The organism is Anaerotruncus sp. (genome assembly GCF_057433415.1).
In genome coordinates this window covers 1-21,852 of record NZ_DBMDHH010000003.1, presented here as the reverse complement: position 1 = coordinate 21,852, position 21,852 = coordinate 1, and the positions used below count along the sequence as shown (strand labels likewise).

Below are 21,852 nucleotides of genomic sequence, written 5' to 3'. Positions count from 1 at the left end.
GGAATGCGGGTGTTATAATGGAGGCGGATAAACCCCCTCCCGGTTGTCGGATGATAGGACAGGAACGGACGGCGGGAGGCGGCGAGCGCGATGAAGGTGGTGGGAACGATGAAACCGATCGAACGGATTTCGATCGTCGATCAGGTGATCAACAACCTGAAGGACTACATCGTTGAACAAAACGTCGCCGTGGGCGACAAGATGCCCACGGAAAAGGAAATCTGCGAGATGTACGGCGTGGGGCGTTCGACCGCGCGTGAGGCCTACCGGATGATGCAGGCCATCGACATGATCGACGTCAAGCGCGGCAAGGGCGCCTATTTCAAAGGGGTCCCCAGCGAGCGCACCGACGACAGCTGTGTGGCCTGCTGGTTTAAGGAGCACGGCCAGCGTCTGACGAGCATCATGGAGGTGCGCATGGGCATCGAGACGATGACCACGCGGCTTGCCATCCAGCGGATCAGCGACCGGCAGCTCGAACAGCTGCGGGTGATCCACGACCTCTTCATGCAGAGCGCCAAGGCGCGCAACTATGTCAAGATGGCCTTCTACGACGAGGAGCTCCACCACAAGATCGCCGAGGCGAGCGGCAACGAGCTGCTCATCCGGATGGAGAAGATCATCGCGGAGTGCATCGTGGATTACCGTGTGCAGACCTACCTGCTGCCCGACAACGCCGACCATGCGATCACCACCCACGAGGCCCTGATCGGCGCGTTTGAAAAGCGCGACGTCGAGGCGGGCGTCGCGCTGATGACCGAGCACATCGAAAACTCCCTCGAGGACATGGAAGCGATCGTGCAGGAAAAGGAATCCTGAACGAACCCGTCCCCGCCGCGGCCGCGGCGGGGATTTTTTTACCGGAACGGAGGAACGGCATGGACGTCTACGGCGAGATCCTGCGGGGGACCGCGCTCCCCCGCTTTTTCCCCCTGTGCCAGCGGTTTGACCGCGCGGAGGTCCCCGACGCCGGGGAGGCGGTGCGCTGCACCCTTTGCGAGGCGGGCGTGCTCGAACGCCTTCGCCCGGGGGACACGGTGGCCCTCACGGCGGGCAGCCGGCAGATCGACCGGCTCCCTGAGATTCTGCGCGCCCTGGCCGAAGCGGTGCGGTCGCGCGGAGCCCTCCCCTTCCTCGTGCCCGCGATGGGCAGCCACGGGGGCGCGACTGCGGAGGGGCAGCGCGCGCTGCTCGCCCGCTACGGCGTCACCGAAGAGACGGTTGGCGCGCCGGTGCGCTCCTGCATGGACACGGTGGAGGTCGGCCGCCGGGCGGACGGCGTCCCCGTGCGCATCGACCGGCTCGCGGCCGAAGCCGACTGGATCGTGCCGGTCGGCCGCGTGAAGCCCCACACCGACTTTCGCGGCCGGGTGGAAAGCGGCGTCATGAAGATGCTCGTCGTCGGGCTCGGCAAGCGGTACGGCGCGGACCTCTGCCACAGCGCGGGCTTCTCCCATATGGCGGAAAACATCTGGGAATGCGGACGGGTCATCCTGCAAAACGCGCGCGTCGCCTTCGGGGTGGCGCTCGTGGAGAACGCCTGCCACCGGCTGCGCGTCGTGGAGGCGATCCCCGCGGAGCGGATTCCCCTGCGGGAGCCCGAACTGCTTGAACAGGCCAAAGCTCTCATGCCGCGCATCCCCTTCGACCCGCTCGACGCGCTCTTTGTGCGCCGGATGGGCAAGGAACTGAGCGGCGCGGGCATGGACCCGAACGTCACCGGGCGCTCGGTGCAGCTCGGCGTCGGCCCGCCGCACGCCGCGCGCCTCGCGGTGCTCGATCTGACCGCCCATTCGGCGGGCAACGCGGCGGGCATGGGCAACGCCGACTTCATCACCGAGCGGCTGCGGGGCAAGATCGACTTCACGCCGATCTACGTGAACGGGCTGACCTGCCGCGACCCGGCGGGCATGCGGATGCCCTGCGTGATGCCCGACGACCGCTCCGCCCTGCTCGCCTGTCTGCACACCTGCGGCGCCGCCGGGCCGTTCCGCGCAGTGCTCATCGAGGACACGGCGCACATCGAAACGCTGTGGGCGTCGGAGGCGCTGCTCGCCGAAGCGCGGGAGAACCCCGCCCTCACGGCGGCGGGTCCGCCCCGGCCCCTCCCCTTCGACGGCGAAGGGGCGCTCGGGACGCTCGCCTTCCCTCTTGCCGAACAGCTCTAGAACGCACGAAAGCGCCGGGGATTTCTCCCGGCGCTTTCCTTGTTTTTGGAGTTTTTCCCACAGCCGCATAAAACACCCGGGCCCCCGGCGTCGGCCGGGGGCCCGGGTGTTTTCTATTTCTTCGTGGGCGGGCGGCGGCGCGCCGTGCGCACCCACGATTTTTCGAGGTTGCCGGCCGTGATCAGCACCGGCTCCACGACGACATAGGAGGGCAGGTGCTTGCCGAGCAGGCTGCTCGCGGCGGCGAGCCCCAGGTAGCGGCCCATCTCGTACGCCTGAGACGAGACGATGCCGATGACGTTCTGGTTCATGAGGAAGAGGCGCGCGATCTCGTCGTTGATCTGGGTGGTGACGAGCAGGATATCCTCACGGCCGATCGACTGCAGATATTTCTGCGCCGTGAGGGTCGCGTCCGCGCTGAAGATGTAAAGCCCCTCCGTCTCGGGGTGGGCCTCCAGCGCGTCCCGCACCACCGACAACGCGTTCTGCTCCCGGATGAAGTCCTTGCGGAAGACGATGTCCAACTGGGGGAAGTCCTCCGTCACCGTGCCGATCGCGGACATGTCCCGCTGGCGCGCGGTGAAGTTGATGTCCGCGTTGCAGACGAAGCCGATCTTGCGCTTTCCCCGCCGGATCATTTCGGAGGCAAGCAGCCTGCCGGCCAGCCGCTCCTTCTCGGTCTCGTTGGTCGCCACACAGGTGGCGTAGGCGTATTCCGGCAGGTCGGGCGGCACGTCCACGCCGAGGATCAGCTTGGTACGCTCGGCCGAAAGCGCGAGGAACCGGTCGCGCAGCGCCGTCTGGTCGTTGGAAAAGCTGATGATCGCGTCGGGGGCGAGCCGCGCGAGCTCCTGGAGCTGCATGTCCCGCATGCCGACGCTCCCCTTCGCCTCCGCCACCTCGAGCAGCGTCATGTCGAGGCTGGCCAGCGATTCCCGCACCCCCTGCAGCACGAGCTCCGAGAACATCGTGCCCGCGCCGTCAAGCGCGATGCAGGCGGTAAAGCGGCGGGAGCGGATGCGCCCGAGCTCGTCCTCCGAAAGCTCGAGCAGCTCGGGGCGCGCCGCCGGTCCGCCCGACGGCGCGCGTGCGAGCGACCGGGTGCTGCCGCCCGGCAGGAAGGAGGGGAGCAGCAGCGTGCGGCTCTGGTCCATCCGCTCATTGAGCAGCGCCCGGACGACCGCGTCGGCCAGCTGGGGCGCGCCGAGATCCACCCGCGTCAGGTCGGGACGGCTCTCCTCCATCGCGTAGAGCCCGCCCATCGCCACGAGCGAGACGTCCCGCGGATAATCCAGCCCGTGCCTGCGCAGGCTCGCGGCGGCGTGCACCGTCGCCCACGTCCCGGCGGCGGCCACCGCCGTCAGGCCCGGATGGCGCGCGAAATGCGCGTCCACCACCGCCTGGACGGCCTCGTTCCCCTCCTCCACGGCCCGCGCGATGTTCAAAAAGCGGGAGGGCCAGTACTCCAGCCCCCGGTCGGCAAAGAGGGCCCGCGCGCCCGCGCGGATCTCCTCGGTGACGTCGATGTTGTGGATGCTCGTAAAGATGGTGATCTCCCGGTGTCCCCGGCTGATCAGGTGGGAAAGCGCCATCCGCACCGCCTGCCGGTAATCGAAGGAAACGGCGCAGGAATTGCCCGCCGGGGGCGGCGCGCTGCTGAGGAAGACGGTCGGCACCTCATAGGGCGGCGCCTCCCGCCTGGCCGGCGGGACCCGCACCGAGGTGTGCACGACGCAGAAGCTCAGCCGGTGGAACCGCTGGAGCGCGCGGAGCTCCCCGTCCGGGATCGTCTCCGGCGCCGCGATGAGCACCAGCTGGATCTTATGCTCCGCCAGCCGCTGCTCCAGCAGGCCGAAGAAGTCCGCGCAGGCGCACATCCCCGTGCCGTGGGCGAAAAAGCCGGCCAGCCGGATTCCCCGCAGGCCGTAGCGGTCGTATTCCCGCAGCGGGCGGTATCCGAGCTTTTCAATCGCCGCGCGCACCCGCGCCGCGGTCTCCGGCTCCACACGCCGGGTCCCGTTGAGCACGTGTGAAACCGTCGCCGCGGAAACGCCGCTTTCCCGCGCGACCTCACGGATCGTTACCATACAGCCGCCTCCTTCGTGAAAACTACACAAATCATACTTTTAGCATAATCTCTCACGCGCGCATTGTCAATTTGGGAGTTGTGCCGAAACGCCCCCCGGCCGAAATTTCGCCGTTTTGACCGCGCGGACCCGTCGAACTTTTACAAATTCACCACGAAACTGGTAGATTTTTTCGATTTTGTTTTCTTGTTTACGCAAACATGTGTACGCATTTATTAAAAATCGGCTTAATTTTACAAATTTTAAGTGCAATTTTCACAGAAAATCATTTGACAGCACCCCGTCATCTTGCTATGATGAAGTAGAAAAGCGGCCCTGAGACCGCTGAAAAATCGATTTGAGGAGGAACCCCTATGCTGCTCATCCGCAATGCGAACATTGTGGGGCGTGGAATGTCCGATATCCTGATCGGAGACGACGGAAAGTATCTCGAGATCAAACCGGAAATCCGCGCCGAAGGGATCGAGAACTGCGAAGTGATCGACGCCCGCGGCATGCTCGCCGCCCCCACGTTCGTCAACACGCACATGCATTTCGACAAGGCCTACACGGCGCTTCAGGGCCGTGAGAGCTCGGTCGAAACGCTGGAGGACTCCATCCATATCATGCACGACTTCAAGCGGCATTACACCGTTGAGGAAGTCAAGGCCCGCGCCGAGCGCGCGATCCGCGAGTGCGTCATGTTCGGCACCACCAAGCTGCGCACCAACGTCGACATCGACAACATGGCCAACCTCGTCGGCCTCGAGGGCGTCCTCGCCGCGAAGGAAGCGACCAAGGACATCTGCGACCTCCAGGTCATCGCCTTCCCGCAGGAGGGCATCTACGCCAACGAGGGCACCGAGAAGCTCATGTGGGAAGCCATGGAGATGGGCTGCGACATCGCCGGCGGCATGCCCGCTGCCGAGTGGCTCCCCGAGCTCGCCCGCAAACACGTCGACCTCGTCTTTGAGATCGCCGAAAAGTACAACGTCCCCATCGACATGCACATCGACCAGTCGAAGGACATGTTCGACCGTTCCCTGGAATACACCGCCTGGCTCACCCTCCAGAAGGGCTGGGGCCCCCGCGTCACCGGCGGCCACTGCACCTCGATCACCTACCAGAACCAGTCTCACGCGATCAAGGTTATGAAGCTCATCAAAGAGGCCGGAATGAACATCTGCACCAACACCCAGGTGCTTGCGATCATGGGCATCGACGCCGAGCCCCGCACCCGCGGCGTCACCAGAATCCGTGAGATGGTAGAGATGGGAATCAACGTCGCCACCGCGCAGGACACGATCTGCGACGGTTTCCACCTCTATGGCACCGGCGATCCGCTCGACTACGGTCTGGTGGGCGCTTATACCGCGCAGTACAACACCCCCGGCACCGCGAAGACCATTTTCGACATGCTGACCACCAACTCGATGCGCATCTTCGACCCCGACGCCAAGTACGGGATCGAGGTCGGCAACGACGCGGACCTCAACATCCTCGACGCGGACAATATCCAGGAGGCGCTGCGCACCCGTGCGTCCCGCCCCTATATCCTGCGTCACGGAAAGGTCATCGCCTCCTTTGAGCGCAAGGCGGCGCTGCTCTGAGACTCCGGAAAAAGGTTTGACAAACCCATCCGCTTCGCCTAGTAAGACAGCAGAGGCAAAGGCGCCGCGGGAATGAAAACGTTTTTTCGCGGCGCCCTTTCTCTAATTTCAGGAAAGGAAGTCGGCTTATGTACAATCCGGAACAACCCATTTTTGAGACACAGCCCGACAGTACCGTCAAGGTATCCATTGGCGTGGAGGAGAACCCCAAGAGCTGGTGGCAGACCCTCTTCTTCGCCTGGCAGATCACCCTCGTCGACTTTACCCCCTTCATCTGGGCCGGCATGTTCGTTTCCCTCGCGGGCCTGCCCGACACCGTTGTGCCGGTCATGATCAAGACCTGCTTCCTCGCAATGGGCATCGGCACCCTGATCCAGACCACCATCGGCAACCGCCTGCCGATCGTCCAGGGGCCGTCCTCCTCCGTTTTGACCGCCATGGGCGGCGTCACCGCCACCTACGGCTTCCCCGCAATGTGGGGCGCGGTCCTCGTCGGCGGCGCGCTCGAGGCCGTCATCGGCTTCTCCCGCGTGCTTGGCAGACTGCGTAAATTCATCCCGCCCGTCGTCACCGGCTCGGTCGTCGCGACCATCGGTTTCGTCGCGTGCAAGATCGCCGCGGGCTGGATCTTCTCCTCCCACGAGCCGATCTTCCTGATTCTGGCGGCGGTCGCCTTCCTCTTCGCCCTCTTCCTCAAGTTCAGGGGCAAGGGCCTGCTCTCCCAGGGCTTCGTCCTCATCTCGGTCCTCGTCATCGGCGTCGTCATCTCGTCGATCGTCGGGATCTTCGACTGGGGCAAGGTCTTTGCGGAGGATTGGTTCGCTCTGCCGACCATCTTCCCCTTCCGCAACTTTGAGGGCATTCCCAGCGCGGCCGGTTCTCCCGTCGTGTTTACCTTCGCCGCCATCCTCGCCGGCTTCACCGGCTACATCGGCTCGATGTTCGAGTCGATCGGCGACTACGCCGCGACCTGCGCCGTCTGCGACCAGGTCTACCGCGTCAAGCACATCAATAAGGGCATCTTCGCGGAAGGCCTCGGCTGCATGTGCAGCGGCCTGCTCGGCGCGCTGCCCGTCACCAGCTACACCCAGAACATCGGCATCCTCGCCGCCACCGGCGTGGCTTCCCGTCGCGTCACCCGCGTCGCCGCCGTCATGTTCCTGCTTTACGGCCTGTCGCCGAAGCTCGCCATGCTGCTCGCCTGCATCCCGCGCCCGATCGTCGGCGCCGTCTTCCTCATCTCCGCGAGCATGATCATGTTCTCCGGCATCGACGTCGTCATCTCCGAGACCCGCGACGTCCGCGGCAACCTCATCGCCGGCACCACGATCGGACTGGGCGTCATGATGCCCGTCTTCTTCTCCACCACCGGCGCCGAGTGGGCCGCCTCCTTCCATCCGTTCCTGAAGATGTTCGTCAACAACAACGTCTTCATCGCGGTGGTTTCCGGCGTCCTGCTCAACATCGTCCTGAACATGCTCCTCAAGGAGCGCAAAGCCACCGGGACCCCCGCGCAGGGCGCGTAATTACGACAAACTCCTACTCTACCTTCTCACACAGACAGCGAAAAGCCCCGCCCGGAAACGGGCGGGGCTTTTCGTAACCTCTTTTCAAACCGGCGCGAAAGGGCTATACTAAGGAAAAGGCGGTGATCGTATGCGTCAGCAGTCCCTCTTTGAAAGCCGGGAGCCCGAGGCCCCTCTGGCCAGCCGCCTGCGCCCCGAAACCCTCGAGGAATTCGCGGGTCAGCGGCACCTGCTCGGCGAGGGCAAGGTCCTGCGCCAGCTCATCGAGAGCGACCGGGTCTCCTCGATGATCTTCTGGGGACCGCCCGGCGTGGGCAAAACCACCCTCGCGCGGATCATCGCACACAGGACCCAGGCGGAATTCATCGATTTTTCCGCCGTGACCAGCGGCATCAAGGAGATCAAGGAGGTCATGGCGCGCGCCGAAACCGGGCGGCGGATGGGCGACCGGACGATCCTTTTCGTCGATGAGATCCACCGCTTCAACAAGGCCCAGCAGGACGCCTTCCTGCCCTTCGTCGAGCGCGGGAGCATCGTGCTCATCGGGGCGACCACCGAGAATCCCTCCTTCGAGGTCAACTCGGCGCTGCTCTCCCGCTGCAAGGTCTTTGTCCTCCAGGCGCTTTCGGAGGAGGACCTCTTTTCCCTCCTGCGCCGCGCCCTCTCCGACCCGCGCGGCTTCGGCGGGCAGGAGGTCGACTTCCCCGACGAGCTGCTGCGGATGGTCGCCGCCTTCGCCAACGGGGACGCGCGGGTCGCGCTGAGCACCCTCGAAATGGTCGTACTCAACGGCGAGCGGCGGGACGGGAAGGTCACGGTGACGAGCGGGACGGTCGAGCAGTGCATCAGCAAGAAGTCCCTGCTCTACGACAAAAACGGCGAGGAGCACTACAACATTATTTCCGCGCTGCACAAGTCGATGCGCAACAGCGACCCCGACGCCGCCGTCTATTGGCTTTCGCGGATGCTCGAGGCGGGCGAGGACCCGCTCTATGTCGCGCGGCGGCTCATCCGCTTCGCGTCGGAGGACGTCGGCATGGCGGACAGCCGCGCCCTCGAGATCGCCGTGGCCGCCTACCAGGCAAGCCATTTCATCGGCATGCCGGAATGCAGCGTCAACCTCACCCACGCGGTCGTCTACCTCTCCCTCGCGCCCAAATCCAACGCCCTCTACCTGGCGTATGAGAGCGCCAAAAAGGACGCGCAGAAGATGCTGGCCGAGCCGGTGCCCCTTCAGATCCGCAACGCCCCCACCCGCCTCATGAAGGAGCTCCACTACGGCGAGGGCTACCAGTACGCGCACGACAGCGAGGACAAGCTCACCAACATGCAGTGCCTGCCCGACTCCCTCGCCGGGCGCAGCTACTACCGCCCGACCGCGCAGAGCTCCGAGGCCCGCGTCCGGGAACGCATGGCCCAGATCGCCGCGTGGTGCCGGGAAAACACCTGACCAGATCCACAAAAGCGGCCGCCTTTGGCGGCCGCTTTTTCCTGTCAGGCGCTCCGGGCGGCGGGTCGGCGGCCCTTCCCCGCGCGCTCCTGCCCGGCAAGCTCGCCGCGCCTTCCGTTTCCACCGTTGAGAGCGCACCGGAGGGACGCGATAAAAGCCCGCGGCCGCAAACAGGCGCGCGGTAAATCTAAAGCCCCGCCGGGGTGAAGGAGAGCAAAAATGCCGCCCGAGGGCGGCATTTTCCAGGATCAGAGCACCATCAAAAGGGTGCCGCCGGTGATGAGCACCGCGCCGATGACCGATTTGACGCTGACCGCCTCGTGCAGGAAGATGAAGGCCATCACGATCGTGATCACGAGGCTGAACTTGTCGATGGGGACCACCTTGGAGACCTCGCCGATCTGGATGGCCTTGTAATAGCACATCCACGAGGCGCCGGTGGCGAGCCCCGAAAGGATGAGGAAGAGCATGCTGCGCTGGGAGATGTCGCGGATGCCGTGCTGGGAGCCGGTGAGGAAGACCATCCCCCACGCGAGAAGAAGCACGACCACCGTGCGGATGGCGGTGGCAAGGTTGGAATTGACGTTTTCGATGCCGATCTTGGCAAGGATGGAGGTCAGCGCCGCGAAGACCGCCGAACCGACCGCGTAGACAGCCCACATATAAGATTCTCTCCTCAATGCTATTCTCAGTCCACCTGTCCGAGCGTCCCCAGGCTCGCGGCCTTGAGGTACGCGTTGATAAACCCGTCGATGTCGCCGTCCATCACGGCGTTGATGTTGCCCATTTCAAAGCCGGTGCGGTGATCCTTGGCGAGGGTGTAGGGCATGAAGACGTAGGAGCGGATCTGGCTGCCCCAGGCGATCTGCATCTGCTCCCCCTTGATCTCGTTGATGTTGGCCAGATGCTCCCGCTCCTTGATCTCGACGAGCTTGGCGGTGAGCATCTTCATGCACATGTCGCGGTTCTGGAACTGGCTACGCTCGTTCTGGCAGGAGACGACGATCCCGGTCGGGATGTGGATGAGGCGGACCGCCGAGGAGGTCTTGTTGATGTGCTGGCCGCCCGCGCCGGAGGAGCGGAAGACCTCCATCTTGATGTCCTCGGGGTCGATCTCGACGGTGTTGTCGTCGGGCAGCTCGGGCAGCACCTCCACCGAGGCGAAGGAGGTGTGCCGGCGGCCGGACGCGTCGAAGGGCGAGATGCGCACCAGCCGGTGCACGCCCGCCTCCGAGCGCATGAAGCCGTAGGCGTTCTCCCCCTCGATCATGATCGACGCGCTCTTGAGGCCCGCCTCGTCGCCGTCGAGATAGTCGAGGATTTTATAGGTATAGCCGTGGCGCTCGGCCCAGCGGGTGTACATGCGGTAGAGCATCTGGGCCCAGTCCTGCGCCTCGGTGCCGCCCGCGCCCGCATGGAAGGTCATGATCGCGTTGTTCACGTCGTATTCGCCCGTCAGCAGGGTGGCGAGCTTCTGGGTCTCGAGGTCCTGCTCAAACCTCTCGGCGTCCGCGAGCGCCTCCTCGTAGACCGATTCGTCCTCCTCCTCGTCCGCGAGCTCGATGAGGGTGAGGGTGTCCCCGTAGAGGGCGTCGAGCCTGTCCCAGCCCTCGATCTTTCCCTTGACGCGGGCGGTTTCCACCTGGTTCTTCTGCGAGCGTTCCACATCGTTCCAGAAGCCCGGCGCGGTCGTCTGCTCCTCCAGTTCGGCGAGCTTGCGCTTGAGGCCCTCGTATCCGATCGCCTGGGCGAGATCGTCCAGTTCCTCACGGCGGCCCTCCAGCCGCAGGCGCAGCTCCTCAAATTGCAGCATATCGGCAACTCCATTCCACTAGCATTTGTCATTCTCAGAAATAATATTATAGTATTTTTTCCCGGGAAAGTAAAGCGGTTCCGGCGCAAAACCCCGTGGAAAAGCCGTTCGCACGAAAAGTTCACAATTACGCTCTTGAATTTTCAGGGGATTGTCTGTATCATGGGTATTCAGAAAGCACTATTTATGGATTTATGATTCAGGGGTTGATTTTTTGGCGAACTATACGGGCGTAAAGTGCCCCGTCTGCAACAAACGCTTTACGGAGGACGACGACATCGTCGTGTGCCCGGTCTGCGGCGCGCCCCACCATCGGACGTGCTACCAGCAGCTCGGGCACTGCGCGCTGAACGACCTGCATATCAAGGGACATGCCTGGGAGCCGCCGCACGAGCAGCAGACCCCCGGGCAGGCCCCCGGCGGCTCCGCGGGCGGGACCGCCTGCCCGGCGTGCGGCGCCGGCAATCCCTCCACCGGCCTTTTCTGCCAGGTGTGCGGCGCGCCGCTGCACCGCGGCACCCAGGGCCAGCCCCAGCCCCAGCAGGGACAGCCCTTCTCCCCCTTCGGCGGACAGCCCTATGCCGCCGCGCCGCCCGCGCAGAATCCTTACAGCGCGGCCTTCGGCGGGCTCAACCCCTCGGAGGAGATCGACGGGGTGTCGGCGCGGGATCTCGCGCTCTATGTCGGGGAGAACTCCGGCTACTTCCTCCCCCGCTTTAAACAGATTTCCCAGGGGAAGCCCGTTTCTTTCAACTTCTGCGCGCTTTTCTTCAACTTTTTCTACTTTTTCTACCGCAAGATGTATTCGGTGGGGCTCATCCTGCTGGGCATCACCCTGCTCGCGCAGATCCCCACCCTCTTCGTCATGCCCGAGGCGGTCCATTTCGCCCTCGACCACATGAACGACATCTACGCCGGGGCGAGCATGTTTGAGTTCATCAGCGAGTTCCAGCCCACCCAGCACCTGTGGGCCTACGCCGCGATGGAGTACATGCGCTATTTCCTGCTCGCCGTGGGCGTCGTCTTCTCCCTCTTCGCCAACCGCTTCTACCTGCGGCACGCGGTCAAAAAGGTCACCCGCGTCCGTGAGGGAATGCTCGCGGCGCAGGGCACGCTCGATGACCGCCGCTACACCGAGACGATCGCCCGCGCGGGGCGCACCAACCGCGCCATCGTCGTCATCGCCGCCGTGGGCTGCGTGGTGGCCTATTTCGCCGTCTATATCCTGATGGTGATGGCGATCATGGTCTCCTGAACCGATCGACCCGAGGGGGAGCGGCAAAGCCGCTCCCCCCTTTTTGCCCTTCTTGCGTTTTTCGCGGCGGGGTGTTATGATGGACCCATCGGGCGCGCTGCGCGAAAGAAAGGAGCCCTGTCATGGCCGCTGAACGAATCTCCGAACCCGCCGTGGTCTGGAAGGACCGCAAACGCATCTGCGGACTGCCGATCACCTTTACGAAATATTCGATGTCGGAGGACCGGCTCTTTCTCGAGACTGGACTTTTGAACACCCGGCAGGAGGAGGTCATCCTCTACCGTGTGCGGGACATCAGCCTCACCATCAGCCTGTGGCAGCGGATCTTCCGGGTTGGGTCGGTGCTCGTGCAGTCGTCGGACAAGTCGCTGCCCAGGCTGCTGCTCAAGAACATCCGCGAGCCCCGCGGGGTCAAGGAGCTCATCCACAAGCAGGTGGAGGAGATGAAGCTCGCCCGCCGCCTGCGGGTCGGCGAAATCCTCGACAACGACGAGTGCGGCTGCGAGGACGGTGAGGACGGGATGCTCCTGTGAGGAGAAAAATCTCAAAAAGCCCTTGCAAATCCGGAGCAATCATGCTAAGATGATGGTTAATCGAATAACGCTGAGATCGGGAGAGTAGCGCATCCGCGCCGCAACAGAGAGGTCCGCCGCCGGCTGAAAACGGACCGCGGGAAGCGTCTGCGTGAAGTTCACCCGTGAGCGGCGCCGCTCAACCCCCCCCGGGGCGGTAGGCGGCGACGGTTCGCCCCGTTAAAAAGCGCAGAAGTGTCCAATACTCTTTGTATTGGGAATTTGGGTGGTACCACGGACTGGCGTCACGGCCGTTCGTCCCTTTGCGGACGGACGGCCTTTTTATTTTGCAGTATCACAGGGAAGGATGAAATACAATGTTAAACGCGCTGCAACAGATCAGACAGCAGGCGGCCGATGCGCTGGCGCAGGCCGGCGACCTCAAGGCGCTCGACGACCTGCGGGTCAAATACCTCGGCAAGAAGGGGGAGCTCACCGTCATCCTCAAGCAGATGGGCAAGCTCTCGGCCGAGGAGCGCCCGAAGGTCGGGCAGCTCGCCAACGAGGTGCGTTCGGGCATCGAGGCGCTCGTCGAGGAGCGCACCGCCGCGGTCAAGGCGGCCCTGCTCGACCAGAAGCTCGCGCTCGAAAAGCTCGACGTGACGATGCCCGGCAGGGCCGCGCCGCTCGGCAAGCTCCACCCGCTGACCAAGGTGCTCGAAGAGGTCAAGGAGATCTTCCTCGGCATGGGCTTCTCGGTGGCCGAAGGCCCGGAGGTCGAGACCGACTACTACAACTTCGAGGCGCTCAACATTCCGAAGGACCACCCGGCGCGCGACACGCAGGACACCTTCTACATCAGCGACAACGTCCTGCTGCGCACCCAGACCTCCCCGGTGCAGGTGCGCACGATGGAAAAGCAGAAGCCCCCCATCCGCGTCATCGCGCCCGGACGGGTCTACCGCTCCGACGCGGTGGACGCGACCCACTCCCCCCTCTTCCACCAGATCGAGGGGCTCGTGGTCGACCGCGGCGTTACGATGGCCGACCTCAAGGGCACGCTGGAGATGTTCGCAAAGCGGCTCTACGGCGAGGAGGCGGTCGTGCGCTTCCGCCCCCACCACTTCCCCTTCACGGAGCCGTCCGCGGAGATGGATTTCCAGTGCTTCGCCTGCCACGGCGAGGGCTGCCGCCTCTGCAAGGGCGAGGGCTGGATCGAGATCCTCGGCTGCGGCATGGTGCATCCCAAAGTGCTCTCCATCTGCAACATCGACCCCGAGGAATACAGCGGCTTCGCGTTCGGCATGGGGCTTGAGCGGATCGTCATGCGCCGCTACGGCATCGACGACCTGCGCCTCTTCTACGAGAACGACCTGCGGTTCCTCAACCAATTCTAAGGGAGGGTAACTTATCATGAATCTGTCCATGAAATGGCTGGCCGACTATGTCGACGTCGGCAATATCACGCCCCACGAGTTTTCCGAAGCGATGACCATGTCCGGTTCCAAGGTCGAGGGCTGGGAGCGCGAGGGCGCGGAGATCAAAAACGTCGTGGTCGGCCGGGTCGACGAGATCGTCCGCCACCCCGACAGCGACCACATGTTTGTCACGCAGGTGGACGTGGGCGCGGGAGCCCCCGTGCAGATCGTCACCGGCGCGCAGAACGTCCGGCAGGGCGACTACGTGCCCACCGCCCTGCACGACTCCTGGCTGCCGGGCGGTGTCCACATTAAAAAGGGCAAGCTGCGCGGCGTCGAGTCCTGCGGGATGCTCTGCTCCCTTTCCGAGCTGGGCCTCACAACCCACGACTTCCCCTACGCGGTCGAGGACGGCATCTTCATCCTGGAGGAACCGGACATAAAGCCGGGGCAGGACATCCAGTCGGCGATCGGGCTCGACGACGTGTGCGTCGAATTCGAGATCACCTCCAACCGCCCCGACTGCCTCTCGGTCACCGGGCTCGCGCGCGAGGCGGCCGTCACCTTCGGAAAGCCTCTCGACCTCAAGGCGCCCGCGGTCAAAGCGACCGTCGACGACATCAAAAACCACCTCTCGATCGAGGTGCTCGCCCCCGCCCTCTGCCCCCGCTACACGGCGCGGATGGTCAAGAACATCAAGATCGCTCCCTCCCCCCGCTGGATGCGGGAGCGGCTGCGCGCCTCGGGCGTGCGCCCCATCAACAACATCGTCGACATCACCAACTACGTCATGCTCGAATACGGCCAGCCGATGCACGCGTTCGACTACAAGTATGTCGAGGGCGGCAAGATCGTCGTCCGCAACGCCAAGCCGGGCGAGACGATCATGACCCTCGACGGGGTCGACCGCGTCCTCTCCCCCGAGATGCTCGTCATCGCGGACGCGAAGAAGCCCTCCGCCGTCGCGGGCGTCATGGGCGGCGAATACAGCGGCATCATGGACGACACCAACATGATCGTCTTCGAGTCGGCCTGCTTCAACGGCCCGTCGGTGCGCACCACCGCCAAAAAGCTCGGCATGCGCACCGAGGCGTCCGGCCGCTTTGAAAAGCAGCTCGACCCCGCCACCACCATCCCGGCGGTCGAACGCGCCTGCGAGCTCGTCGAGCTGCTCGGCGCGGGCGAGGTCGTCGGCGGCATGATCGACGTGGACAATTCCGACCACGCCGAGCGCCGCATCAAGCTGGAGCCCGACTGGATCAACAGCTTCCTCGGCATCGAGGTGCCGGTCGAGGAGATGCACCGCATCCTCACCCGCCTCGAATGCAGGATCGACGGCGAATTCGTCATCCCGCCCACCTTCCGCGCCGACCTCGCGCACAAGGCCGACCTCGCTGAGGAGGTCGCGCGGTTCTACGGCTACGACAAGATCCCCGTCACCGCCATCCGCGGCACCGCCAACGGCCGCTACACCCCCATCCAGAAGTTCGAGCAGCTTCTCGGCCGCACCCTGCTCGCACAGGGGCTTTACGAGGTCGCGACCTACTCCTTCATCAGCCCCAAATACTACGACAAGATCGGGCTTCCGGCGGACAGCGATTACCGCAAATGCGTCGTCATCCAGAACCCGCTCGGCGAGGACACCAGCGTCATGCGCACCACGACCGTCCCCTCGATGCTCGAGGTGCTCTCCCGCAACTACAACAACCGCAACAAAGCCGCCGCCCTCTATGAGATCGGCAACGTCTACCTCCCCGTCGAGGGACGCGAGCTGCCCGACGAGCGCGCCTGCGTCACGATCGGCGCCTACGGCGAGGGACACGACTTCTTCACCCTCAAAGGCGTCGTCGAAACGCTGCTCTCCGCGGCGGGCGTCGAGGGCGCGGAATATGCCGCCGTCTCCGACGATCCCACCTACCATCCCGGCCGCTGCGCCGTAATCACCGTGAACGGCCAAAAGCTCGGCATGATCGGCGAGGTGCACCCGGCAATCTGTCAGAATTACCAGATCGGCGCGCGCGCCTATGTCGCCTGCCTCGACGAGGCGGTGCTGTTTGAAAACGTCGCGCCCGAGCGCGGCTACAAGCCGCTGCCCCGCTTCCCCGCCGCGACCCGCGACCTCGCGCTCATCTGCGACGACGAGCTGCCCGTCGCCGCGCTCGAAAAGGCGATCCGCGAGGCGGTCGGCAAGGTGCTCGAGGAGGTCAGCCTCTTCGACGTCTACCGCGGCGCGCAGGTCGCCGAGGGCAAAAAGAGCGTCGCCTATTCCCTCACGATGCGCGCCGACGACCGCACCCTCACCGACGAGGAGGCCGACGCCGCCATCAAGCGGGTGCTCAAATCGCTCGCAAACCTCGGCGTCGAAATCCGCAGCTGAATCCAAGCATCAAAAAAGCCCCGGTTTTACCGGGGCTTTTTTTGATTGCTATCGCGCGAGTGCCGCAAACAGCAGAACGAAAATAAAAAGGGAAACTCCGCCCGTATATGCCGTATGCCGCTTCATACTCGCCAGTACCGCCTCATCTGCGGAAATAATCAGGTCGGGGTACTGATCCCAATAGATCACGTCGATGACATTCCCAATCTGCCCCAGCGAGTCGGAATACCTCCCGAACAGCTTCAATTCCCGACGCACCCCGCCGAGATAAAAGCAGACCTCATATTGATGACTGGAAAACCCGTGCAGCAGTGGATAACCATTATAAACCTCATCACAGGCGCCAATGGTAGCCTGTCCCCGGACGCCGTTTTTGAAGATCTTTTCATAGACCTCCATATCCGTTTTTGTTTCAGCTATAAGAAATCCATAGCACGCAAGGCCAAACAGCAGATACAACGGTTTCAGGGCTCCGTTGTGCGGAAAAATGATTAAGAGCGCCATATACACCGCCGCAAAAGCAATCAGTACATATGCCCATTTCTTGTGCCACCTCATTTCGCCGCCTCCTTACGCGAATATTATAGCATCTTTTCTGAAAAAACGCAGCGGTATATTTGCGCGGGTAAAGTCATACAATATGAGAAATATACAGTTTACGCCTTGCCATAAGGCGAAAATTGTTGTAAAATGGTCAGTAAGAGGGAGGGGTGATGTCATGCACGAGCCGACGATATCCTTTTCGATCCATGAGGATAAGGAACAGCAGATGAAGGAGATCCTGACGGAGGTCTATGACGCGCTCCGCCAGAAGGGCTATAACCCGATCAACCAGATTGTGGGATACATCCTGTCGGAGGACCCGACTTATATCACGACCCACAACAACGCCCGCAGCCTCATCCGGAAAATCGACCGCGACGAGCTGCTCCAGATGCTGGTCAAAAGCTACCTGAACGATTAGAACATTACGGACGCCCCCGCCCGCAGGACGGGGGCGTTGACATCCCGTGGAGGCTTTATGAAGACCGTCCTGATTACCGGCGCGTCCCGCGGCATCGGCCGGGCGTGCGCCCTCGCCTTCGCGCGGGAGGGCTATGCCGTCGCGGCCTGCTGGCACAAAAACGAGGCCGCGGCCCGCTCGCTTTTGGACGAGCTCTCCGCCCTCGGCTGCGACGCGGAGCTCTACTGCGCCGACGTCGCCGACCCCGCCGCCGTCGAGGCGATGGCCGCCGCCGCCGAAAAACGCTTCGGCCACATCGACGCGCTGGTCAACAACGCGGGCATCGCCCAGCAGAAGCTCTTTACCGACCTCACCGCCGCCGACTGGGACCGGATGCTTTCCGTCAACGCGGGCGGCGTGTTCCATACCTGCCGCTGCGTCCTGCCCGGCATGCTCCGCCGCCACAGCGGCCGCATCGTCAACATCTCCTCCATCTGGGGGATCTCCGGCGCGTCCTGCGAGGTGCACTACTCCGCCTCCAAGGCCGCCGTCATCGGCTTCACCCGGGCGCTCGCGCAGGAGGTCGGCCCCTCGGGCGTCACCGTCAACTGCGTCGCCCCCGGCGTCATCGACACCGAGATGAACGCCAATCTCTCCCCCGAGACCCTCGCCGCGCTGTGCGGCGAAACGCCCCTCTGCCGCATCGGCTCCCCCGAGGAGGTCGCGGACGCCGTCGTCTTTTTATGCGGCGGGAAAGCACGGTTCATTACGGGACAAGTGCTAAAGGTCGACGGCGGCTTTCTGGGCGGCTGATCCGGGGGACTTTCGAGAAAGTCCCCCGGACTGGGGGGACCTTTTGGGAAAATGTCCCCCAACCCCCCCGAAAACACATCAGGCCGGCCTCCCCGCCCCACCGCGCACGCGGCCCGTGCCCAAAGCTGTAGCGCGCGTTCAACCGGAAGCCGCATCCCGCGCTGAAACCGCGCGCGCGTTCAGCTCCCCCGTCAGCCGCGCGCACAGCCGGAACCCTTCCGCGAACGCGGTTTCGCAGTGGATACACTCCATTTCGTACTGCGCGTCGATCAGCGATTTCAGCCAGACAACCTGCTTCTGTGTCAGCCTGCTCCGGATTTTACGGGCGCACCGGCCATATCGCGCCTTAACCTCCTCAAAGCCCGGCTGATGCGCCGCCAGGCCCGCATAATAATCCAGTCCGTTCCTGTAAAGCTGACGTAAATAATCTTCCGCCACCGTTTTTCGCCTCCCAGCATAATATGTGATAGAATGTTTTGATACGACCTTTTTGGTCGCCTCTCTGCCTTTAGTATACACGACTAATAAAGTCGTGTCAAGGGGGTTATCGCTCTTATGAATCATTTTGGCAGTCGTCTCCGGGCGCTACGCCTCAAAAAGCAAACGCCTCAAAAGACGTTGGCCGATCTGCTCGGCATCACCGTGCGGCAGTACCAGCGTTACGAAAGCGGAGAACAGGAACCGCATATCAATGGGTTAGTCGCTATTGCCGATTATTTCGGCGTATCGATAGATTATCTTGCCGGGCGGACCGACAAACCGGAAACAAACCGTTAAAACAACAAAGGAGGGCACTTCACGTGTTTGACCAGGACACATTCGGAGACCGATTAAAATTTCTGCGCAGCCGGGAGGACAAATCGCCTGAAGAGATCGCGGAACTGCTCAACCTGTCGACCGAGCAGCTTCACAAGCTAGAAAACGGCAGTCTGAACGCCTCGCTGGATTTCCTTGTGAAGCTGGCGGGCTACTTCCAGGTATCGACGGATTACCTGCTGGGACTGACGGACATCCCGCACCTTGAGCAGGGAGCATCCGACTGAGCGCCAATCGATAAAAAAAGCCGCCGTCCCGGAGGGGACGGCGGCTTTTCAGCATCATTCAGGCTTTTTTCTCGCCGAGCTGGCGCTCAAGCCAGATGGAGGCGATATTCATCGCGTCGAAGAGGTTGTTCTTTTCGGTCTTTTTCACGACGCGGTCGCGGGGGCGGAGCTCCTCGTCGGTGGACCAGATTTGGACGGAGACCTTGGTCGGGAGGGTTTCGCCGTCAAAATCGGCCTCGCTGAGGATTTGGAGCATGGCGACGTATTTGTCGCCCATATCGCCGTAATAGATGGTATTCCCGCTGCGGACGAGCGGGCGGCCCTTGTAGGTCAGGGAACCGGGCTTGGTAATTTTCTTTTCCACAGTCATCACTCGCAATCTATCTTCATGAAATTTCGTACCGAGATAAATCATAACATAAATTTGCCAGGCTGTAAAGCGCGGCGCGCTTTTCCGACGGCTTTCGACACGGGTCGGGCGCGCGCCGTGGCAGAGCGGCCGGCCTGATAAAGCTTTGAGGGGTCCGGGGGACTTTCTCGAAAGTCCCCCGGAAAGCTTTTCGCCAAGGCCTTTTCCAGAAAAGGCCGTAACAATGACACGTACCTCCCGCTACTTCAGCTCGGCGATCGTAACCCCCGCTTCCCCTTCCCCGTACGTCCCCAAGCGGAAGGTTTTGACGTTGCGGTGCTTGCGCAGGCGCTGCTGGACGGCGGCGCGCAGGGCGCCGGTGCCCTTGCCGTGGATGATCGTGACGGTGGGCACGCCCGAGAGGACGCACGAGTCGATGAACCGCTCGAGCTCGACGAGGGCCTCATCGGAGGTCATGCCGCGCAGGTCGAGCTCGGTTTTGACGTCGCGGGTGGCCTTGGAGGAAACGCCGCGCGACGAAACGCCGGCGTTATTGACCGTGACGCGCTTGTTGGACATGTCGACAAGGCGCACCTCCGACTGGTGGACGCGCGTCTTGATGATGCCCGCCTGCACGTTGAGGTATCCCTGCCCGTCGGGCGCGGAGAGGACGGTGCCCTCCTTCCCGAGCTCGAGAAGGCGCACGGTGTCGCCGCGCTTGATCGGGCGGTCGGGCACGTAATTTTCCACGTTCTTGCGGGTGACGGGGTCCGCGAGGTCCTGCAACTTCCGCAGGTTTGCCTTAAAGGCGACCTTCGCCGCGGCGGCGCGCTCGGAGAAGTCGGCGCTGTCCTTCTGGCGGCGCAGCTCGTCGAGCTCGTCGATCAGCTTTTCCGCCTGCGCGCTCACCTGCTCGACGATGCCGCGCGCCTGCACGCGGGCGCGCTCGAGCTCGCGCTCCCGCTCCCGCTCGGCGGTACGGCGCAGTTCGTCCGCCTCGGCGGAGGTGCGCTGCGCCTCGACCCGCTGGCTCGCCGCCAGCGCGCGTTCCTTTTCGAGCTCCTGCCGGGTGCCCTCGAGCTGGGCGACCACGTCCTCGAACCGCGCGTTCTCGCCCGACAGGTGGGTGCGCGCGTTCTCAATGACGTCGGAGGGCAGTCCGAGGCGTTCGCTGATCGCGAAGGCGTTCGACCGCCCCGGCACGCCGGTAAGCAGGCGGTAGGTGGGCCGCAGGGTCGCCACGTCGAACTCACAGCAGGCGTTTTCGACGCCGTCGGTGTTGAGGGCGTACATCTTGATCTCGGCGTAGTGGGTGGTGGCGACCACCCGGGCGCGCTGGGCGCGCAACTGCTCGATGATCGCGACGGCGAGCGCCGCGCCCTCGACCGGGTCGGTGCCCGCGCCGAGCTCGTCGAGCAGGACGAGGGAGTCGCCGTCCGCCTCGTCGAGGATGCGGATGATGTTGGTCATGTGCGCCGAGAAGGTGGAGAGGCTCTGCTCGATCGACTGCTCGTCGCCGATGTCGACGAGCAGCTTTTTGAAGACGGGCACCGTGCTGCCGTCCGCGACGGGCAGCATGAGGCCGCATTGGGCCATCGCGGTGAGCAGGCCCAGGGTCTTGATCGCGACCGTCTTGCCGCCCGTGTTGGGGCCGGTGACGACGAGCGTGTCGAACGTCTCCCCGAGCGAAAGGTCGATCGGCACGACCTTGTGCTTGTCGAGCAGCGGGTGGCGGGCCTTTTTGAGCCGCACCACGCCGGTGTCGTTGATGGCGGGCACGCTCGCGTGCATCTCGTCTGCGAGGCGGCTCTTGGCAAAGTAGAGGTCAAGCTCGACGACCGCCTCATAGCTGCCCCGGATGCTGGCGGCGCAGCCGCCCACCTGCGCGGAGAGCTCGTAGAGGATGCGGTCGATCTCCGCCTGTTCCCTGCCCTGCAAAAGCCGGATCTCGTTGTTGGCCTCGACGACCCCCATCGGCTCGATGAAGACCGTCGCGCCCGACGAGGAGGTGTCGTGCACGAGGCCCTTGATCTCATTGCGGTATTCCAGCTTGACGGGCACGACGAAGCGGCCGTCCCGCTGGGTGATGATGTTGTCCTGCAAAAACTTCTGGTAGGTCGCCGAGCGCACCATCTTATCGAGGACCTCGCGCGCCTTGGCGCCCGCCTGGCGGATTTTACGGCGGATGTCGGCGAGCTCGGGGCTCGCGTTGTCGGAGATCTCCTCCTCGCTGATGATCGTGTCCGCGATGTGCTTTTGCAGGTCGGGGAGAGCGACCACCGAATCGAGCAGGTAGGAGAGGCTCGTCTGCCCGCCCTCGAGCTGCCGCCGCCACCGTTCGATCGTCTCGAAGGCGCGCAGCACCTTCCCCACGTCGAGCAGCTCGCGCGGCGAAAGCCGCGCGCCGATTTCACTGCGCTTGAGCGCGGCGGCGGGGTTCTCCACCGCGCCGACCGACGGCGTGGAGTAGCGGTTGGTCAGCGTGTTCGCGTCGACCGTGTACTGCATG

At 63.6% G+C, this 21,852-nt stretch carries 20 protein-coding genes and 1 other annotated feature; of the genes, 13 read left to right on the top strand and 7 right to left on the bottom strand.

Translation table 11 applies throughout. The annotated features are described in order from the left end of the window. The first annotated feature begins 90 nt into the window (after positions 1-90). Together ACZO3G_RS01560 and ACZO3G_RS01555 are read left to right on the top strand one after the other, a co-directional pair. The gene (locus ACZO3G_RS01560; protein ID WP_101551321.1) at positions 91-819 is read left to right on the top strand and encodes a FadR/GntR family transcriptional regulator; all 729 of its coding nucleotides are present in this window, start codon (positions 91-93) and stop codon (positions 817-819) included. Positions 820-878: 59 nt separating this feature from the next. After that, positions 879-2,168 (top strand): nickel pincer cofactor-dependent isomerase, group 22, encoded by a 1,290-nt coding sequence (locus ACZO3G_RS01555; RefSeq protein WP_276872475.1) that lies wholly within the window; start codon positions 879-881, stop codon positions 2,166-2,168. 113 nt (positions 2,169-2,281) lie between these two features. On the opposite strand, the gene ACZO3G_RS01550 is transcribed toward ACZO3G_RS01555, so the two are convergent. Continuing rightward, positions 2,282-4,255 (bottom strand): LacI family DNA-binding transcriptional regulator, encoded by a 1,974-nt coding sequence (locus ACZO3G_RS01550; RefSeq protein ID WP_486846718.1) that lies wholly within the window; start codon positions 4,253-4,255, stop codon positions 2,282-2,284. A gap of 353 nt (positions 4,256-4,608) precedes the next feature. On the opposite strand from ACZO3G_RS01550, the gene ACZO3G_RS01545 reads away from it, so the two are divergent. The 3 genes from ACZO3G_RS01545 to ACZO3G_RS01535 all read left to right on the top strand — a co-directional run bounded on the left by ACZO3G_RS01545 (position 4,609) and on the right by ACZO3G_RS01535 (position 8,820). After that, the gene (locus tag ACZO3G_RS01545; RefSeq protein ID WP_101551328.1) at positions 4,609-5,844 is read left to right on the top strand and encodes an amidohydrolase family protein; all 1,236 of its coding nucleotides are present in this window, start codon (positions 4,609-4,611) and stop codon (positions 5,842-5,844) included. Positions 5,845-5,972: 128 nt separating this feature from the next. Beyond that, positions 5,973-7,370: a uracil-xanthine permease family protein gene (locus tag ACZO3G_RS01540; RefSeq protein ID WP_276872473.1), complete on the top strand. Its 1,398-nt coding sequence runs from the start codon at positions 5,973-5,975 to the stop codon at positions 7,368-7,370. A 130-nt stretch (positions 7,371-7,500) separates the two neighbouring features. Beyond that, positions 7,501-8,820 carry a replication-associated recombination protein A gene (locus tag ACZO3G_RS01535; RefSeq protein ID WP_276872472.1) on the top strand — a complete coding sequence of 440 codons (1,320 nt, stop codon included), beginning with the start codon at positions 7,501-7,503 and terminating at the stop codon, positions 8,818-8,820. Between the two features lie 248 nt (positions 8,821-9,068). Here the strand turns inward: ACZO3G_RS01535 and ACZO3G_RS01530 are convergent, their stop codons facing one another. Both ACZO3G_RS01530 and prfB read right to left on the bottom strand, forming a co-directional pair. Further along, entirely contained in the window at positions 9,069-9,482 is a 414-nt protein-coding gene (locus ACZO3G_RS01530) for an EamA family transporter (RefSeq protein WP_101551334.1), read from the bottom strand. Between the two features lie 26 nt (positions 9,483-9,508). Continuing rightward, a complete protein-coding gene (prfB, locus tag ACZO3G_RS01525; RefSeq protein WP_121585964.1) occupies positions 9,509-10,633 on the bottom strand; it encodes a peptide chain release factor 2 in 1,125 nt (374 codons plus the stop codon). A gap of 214 nt (positions 10,634-10,847) precedes the next feature. On the opposite strand from prfB, the gene ACZO3G_RS01520 reads away from it, so the two are divergent. The 4 genes from ACZO3G_RS01520 (at position 10,848) to pheT (ending at position 16,195) form a co-directional block, all read left to right on the top strand. Then, the gene (locus ACZO3G_RS01520) at positions 10,848-11,888 is read left to right on the top strand and encodes an RING finger protein (RefSeq protein ID WP_147437505.1); all 1,041 of its coding nucleotides are present in this window, start codon (positions 10,848-10,850) and stop codon (positions 11,886-11,888) included. Between the two features lie 122 nt (positions 11,889-12,010). After that, positions 12,011-12,421 (top strand): PH domain-containing protein, encoded by a 411-nt coding sequence (locus ACZO3G_RS01515; protein WP_256152185.1) that lies wholly within the window; start codon positions 12,011-12,013, stop codon positions 12,419-12,421. A gap of 63 nt (positions 12,422-12,484) precedes the next feature. Then, positions 12,485-12,726: a binding site (T-box leader), on the top strand. A 51-nt stretch (positions 12,727-12,777) separates the two neighbouring features. Next, the gene (gene pheS, locus ACZO3G_RS01510; RefSeq protein ID WP_101551342.1) at positions 12,778-13,797 is read left to right on the top strand and encodes a phenylalanine--tRNA ligase subunit alpha; all 1,020 of its coding nucleotides are present in this window, start codon (positions 12,778-12,780) and stop codon (positions 13,795-13,797) included. A 16-nt stretch (positions 13,798-13,813) separates the two neighbouring features. After that, positions 13,814-16,195 (top strand): phenylalanine--tRNA ligase subunit beta, encoded by a 2,382-nt coding sequence (gene pheT / locus ACZO3G_RS01505; protein ID WP_276872471.1) that lies wholly within the window; start codon positions 13,814-13,816, stop codon positions 16,193-16,195. Between the two features lie 48 nt (positions 16,196-16,243). On the opposite strand, the gene ACZO3G_RS01500 is transcribed toward pheT, so the two are convergent. After that, positions 16,244-16,753 carry a hypothetical protein gene (locus ACZO3G_RS01500; protein WP_276872470.1) on the bottom strand — a complete coding sequence of 170 codons (510 nt, stop codon included), beginning with the start codon at positions 16,751-16,753 and terminating at the stop codon, positions 16,244-16,246. 160 nt (positions 16,754-16,913) lie between these two features. On the opposite strand from ACZO3G_RS01500, the gene ACZO3G_RS01495 reads away from it, so the two are divergent. Next, positions 16,914-17,159: an IreB family regulatory phosphoprotein gene (locus tag ACZO3G_RS01495; RefSeq protein ID WP_101551345.1), complete on the top strand. Its 246-nt coding sequence runs from the start codon at positions 16,914-16,916 to the stop codon at positions 17,157-17,159. Positions 17,160-17,216: 57 nt separating this feature from the next. Continuing rightward, entirely contained in the window at positions 17,217-17,951 is a 735-nt protein-coding gene (gene ymfI, locus ACZO3G_RS01490; RefSeq protein WP_276872469.1) for an elongation factor P 5-aminopentanone reductase, read from the top strand. Between the two features lie 138 nt (positions 17,952-18,089). On the opposite strand, the gene ACZO3G_RS01485 is transcribed toward ymfI, so the two are convergent. After that, positions 18,090-18,389: a DUF6809 family protein gene (locus tag ACZO3G_RS01485; RefSeq protein ID WP_101551349.1), complete on the bottom strand. Its 300-nt coding sequence runs from the start codon at positions 18,387-18,389 to the stop codon at positions 18,090-18,092. 117 nt (positions 18,390-18,506) lie between these two features. On the opposite strand from ACZO3G_RS01485, the gene ACZO3G_RS01480 reads away from it, so the two are divergent. Beyond that, the gene (locus ACZO3G_RS01480; protein ID WP_276874504.1) at positions 18,507-18,728 is read left to right on the top strand and encodes a helix-turn-helix domain-containing protein; all 222 of its coding nucleotides are present in this window, start codon (positions 18,507-18,509) and stop codon (positions 18,726-18,728) included. A 23-nt stretch (positions 18,729-18,751) separates the two neighbouring features. Continuing rightward, positions 18,752-18,994, top strand: coding sequence for a helix-turn-helix domain-containing protein (locus ACZO3G_RS01475; protein ID WP_158595532.1), 243 nt, complete (start codon positions 18,752-18,754; stop codon positions 18,992-18,994). Between the two features lie 58 nt (positions 18,995-19,052). On the opposite strand, the gene ACZO3G_RS01470 is transcribed toward ACZO3G_RS01475, so the two are convergent. Beyond that, positions 19,053-19,358 (bottom strand): hypothetical protein, encoded by a 306-nt coding sequence (locus tag ACZO3G_RS01470; RefSeq protein ID WP_121585971.1) that lies wholly within the window; start codon positions 19,356-19,358, stop codon positions 19,053-19,055. Between the two features lie 246 nt (positions 19,359-19,604). Beyond that, a partial coding sequence (locus tag ACZO3G_RS01465; protein ID WP_486846715.1) for an endonuclease MutS2 occupies positions 19,605-21,852 on the bottom strand: 2,248 nt, incomplete at its 5' end.

What these genes read in the sequence shown, in the direction of transcription:
- ACZO3G_RS01560 (WP_101551321.1), top strand. Translation starts at nt 91, where the DNA reads ATGAAGGTGGTGGGAACGATGAAACCGATCGAACGGATTTCGATCGTC.
- ACZO3G_RS01555 (WP_276872475.1), top strand. Translation starts at nt 879, where the DNA reads ATGGACGTCTACGGCGAGATCCTGCGGGGGACCGCGCTCCCCCGCTTT.
- ACZO3G_RS01550 (WP_486846718.1), bottom strand. Translation starts at nt 4,255, where the DNA reads ATGGTAACGATCCGTGAGGTCGCGCGGGAAAGCGGCGTTTCCGCGGCG.
- ACZO3G_RS01545 (WP_101551328.1), top strand. Translation starts at nt 4,609, where the DNA reads ATGCTGCTCATCCGCAATGCGAACATTGTGGGGCGTGGAATGTCCGAT.
- ACZO3G_RS01540 (WP_276872473.1), top strand. Translation starts at nt 5,973, where the DNA reads ATGTACAATCCGGAACAACCCATTTTTGAGACACAGCCCGACAGTACC.
- ACZO3G_RS01535 (WP_276872472.1), top strand. Translation starts at nt 7,501, where the DNA reads ATGCGTCAGCAGTCCCTCTTTGAAAGCCGGGAGCCCGAGGCCCCTCTG.
- ACZO3G_RS01530 (WP_101551334.1), bottom strand. Translation starts at nt 9,482, where the DNA reads ATGTGGGCTGTCTACGCGGTCGGTTCGGCGGTCTTCGCGGCGCTGACC.
- prfB (WP_121585964.1), bottom strand. Translation starts at nt 10,633, where the DNA reads ATGCTGCAATTTGAGGAGCTGCGCCTGCGGCTGGAGGGCCGCCGTGAG.
- ACZO3G_RS01515 (WP_256152185.1), top strand. Translation starts at nt 12,011, where the DNA reads ATGGCCGCTGAACGAATCTCCGAACCCGCCGTGGTCTGGAAGGACCGC.
- pheS (WP_101551342.1), top strand. Translation starts at nt 12,778, where the DNA reads ATGTTAAACGCGCTGCAACAGATCAGACAGCAGGCGGCCGATGCGCTG.
- pheT (WP_276872471.1), top strand. Translation starts at nt 13,814, where the DNA reads ATGAATCTGTCCATGAAATGGCTGGCCGACTATGTCGACGTCGGCAAT.
- ACZO3G_RS01500 (WP_276872470.1), bottom strand. Translation starts at nt 16,753, where the DNA reads ATGAGGTGGCACAAGAAATGGGCATATGTACTGATTGCTTTTGCGGCG.
- ACZO3G_RS01495 (WP_101551345.1), top strand. Translation starts at nt 16,914, where the DNA reads ATGCACGAGCCGACGATATCCTTTTCGATCCATGAGGATAAGGAACAG.
- ymfI (WP_276872469.1), top strand. Translation starts at nt 17,217, where the DNA reads ATGAAGACCGTCCTGATTACCGGCGCGTCCCGCGGCATCGGCCGGGCG.
- ACZO3G_RS01480 (WP_276874504.1), top strand. Translation starts at nt 18,507, where the DNA reads ATGAATCATTTTGGCAGTCGTCTCCGGGCGCTACGCCTCAAAAAGCAA.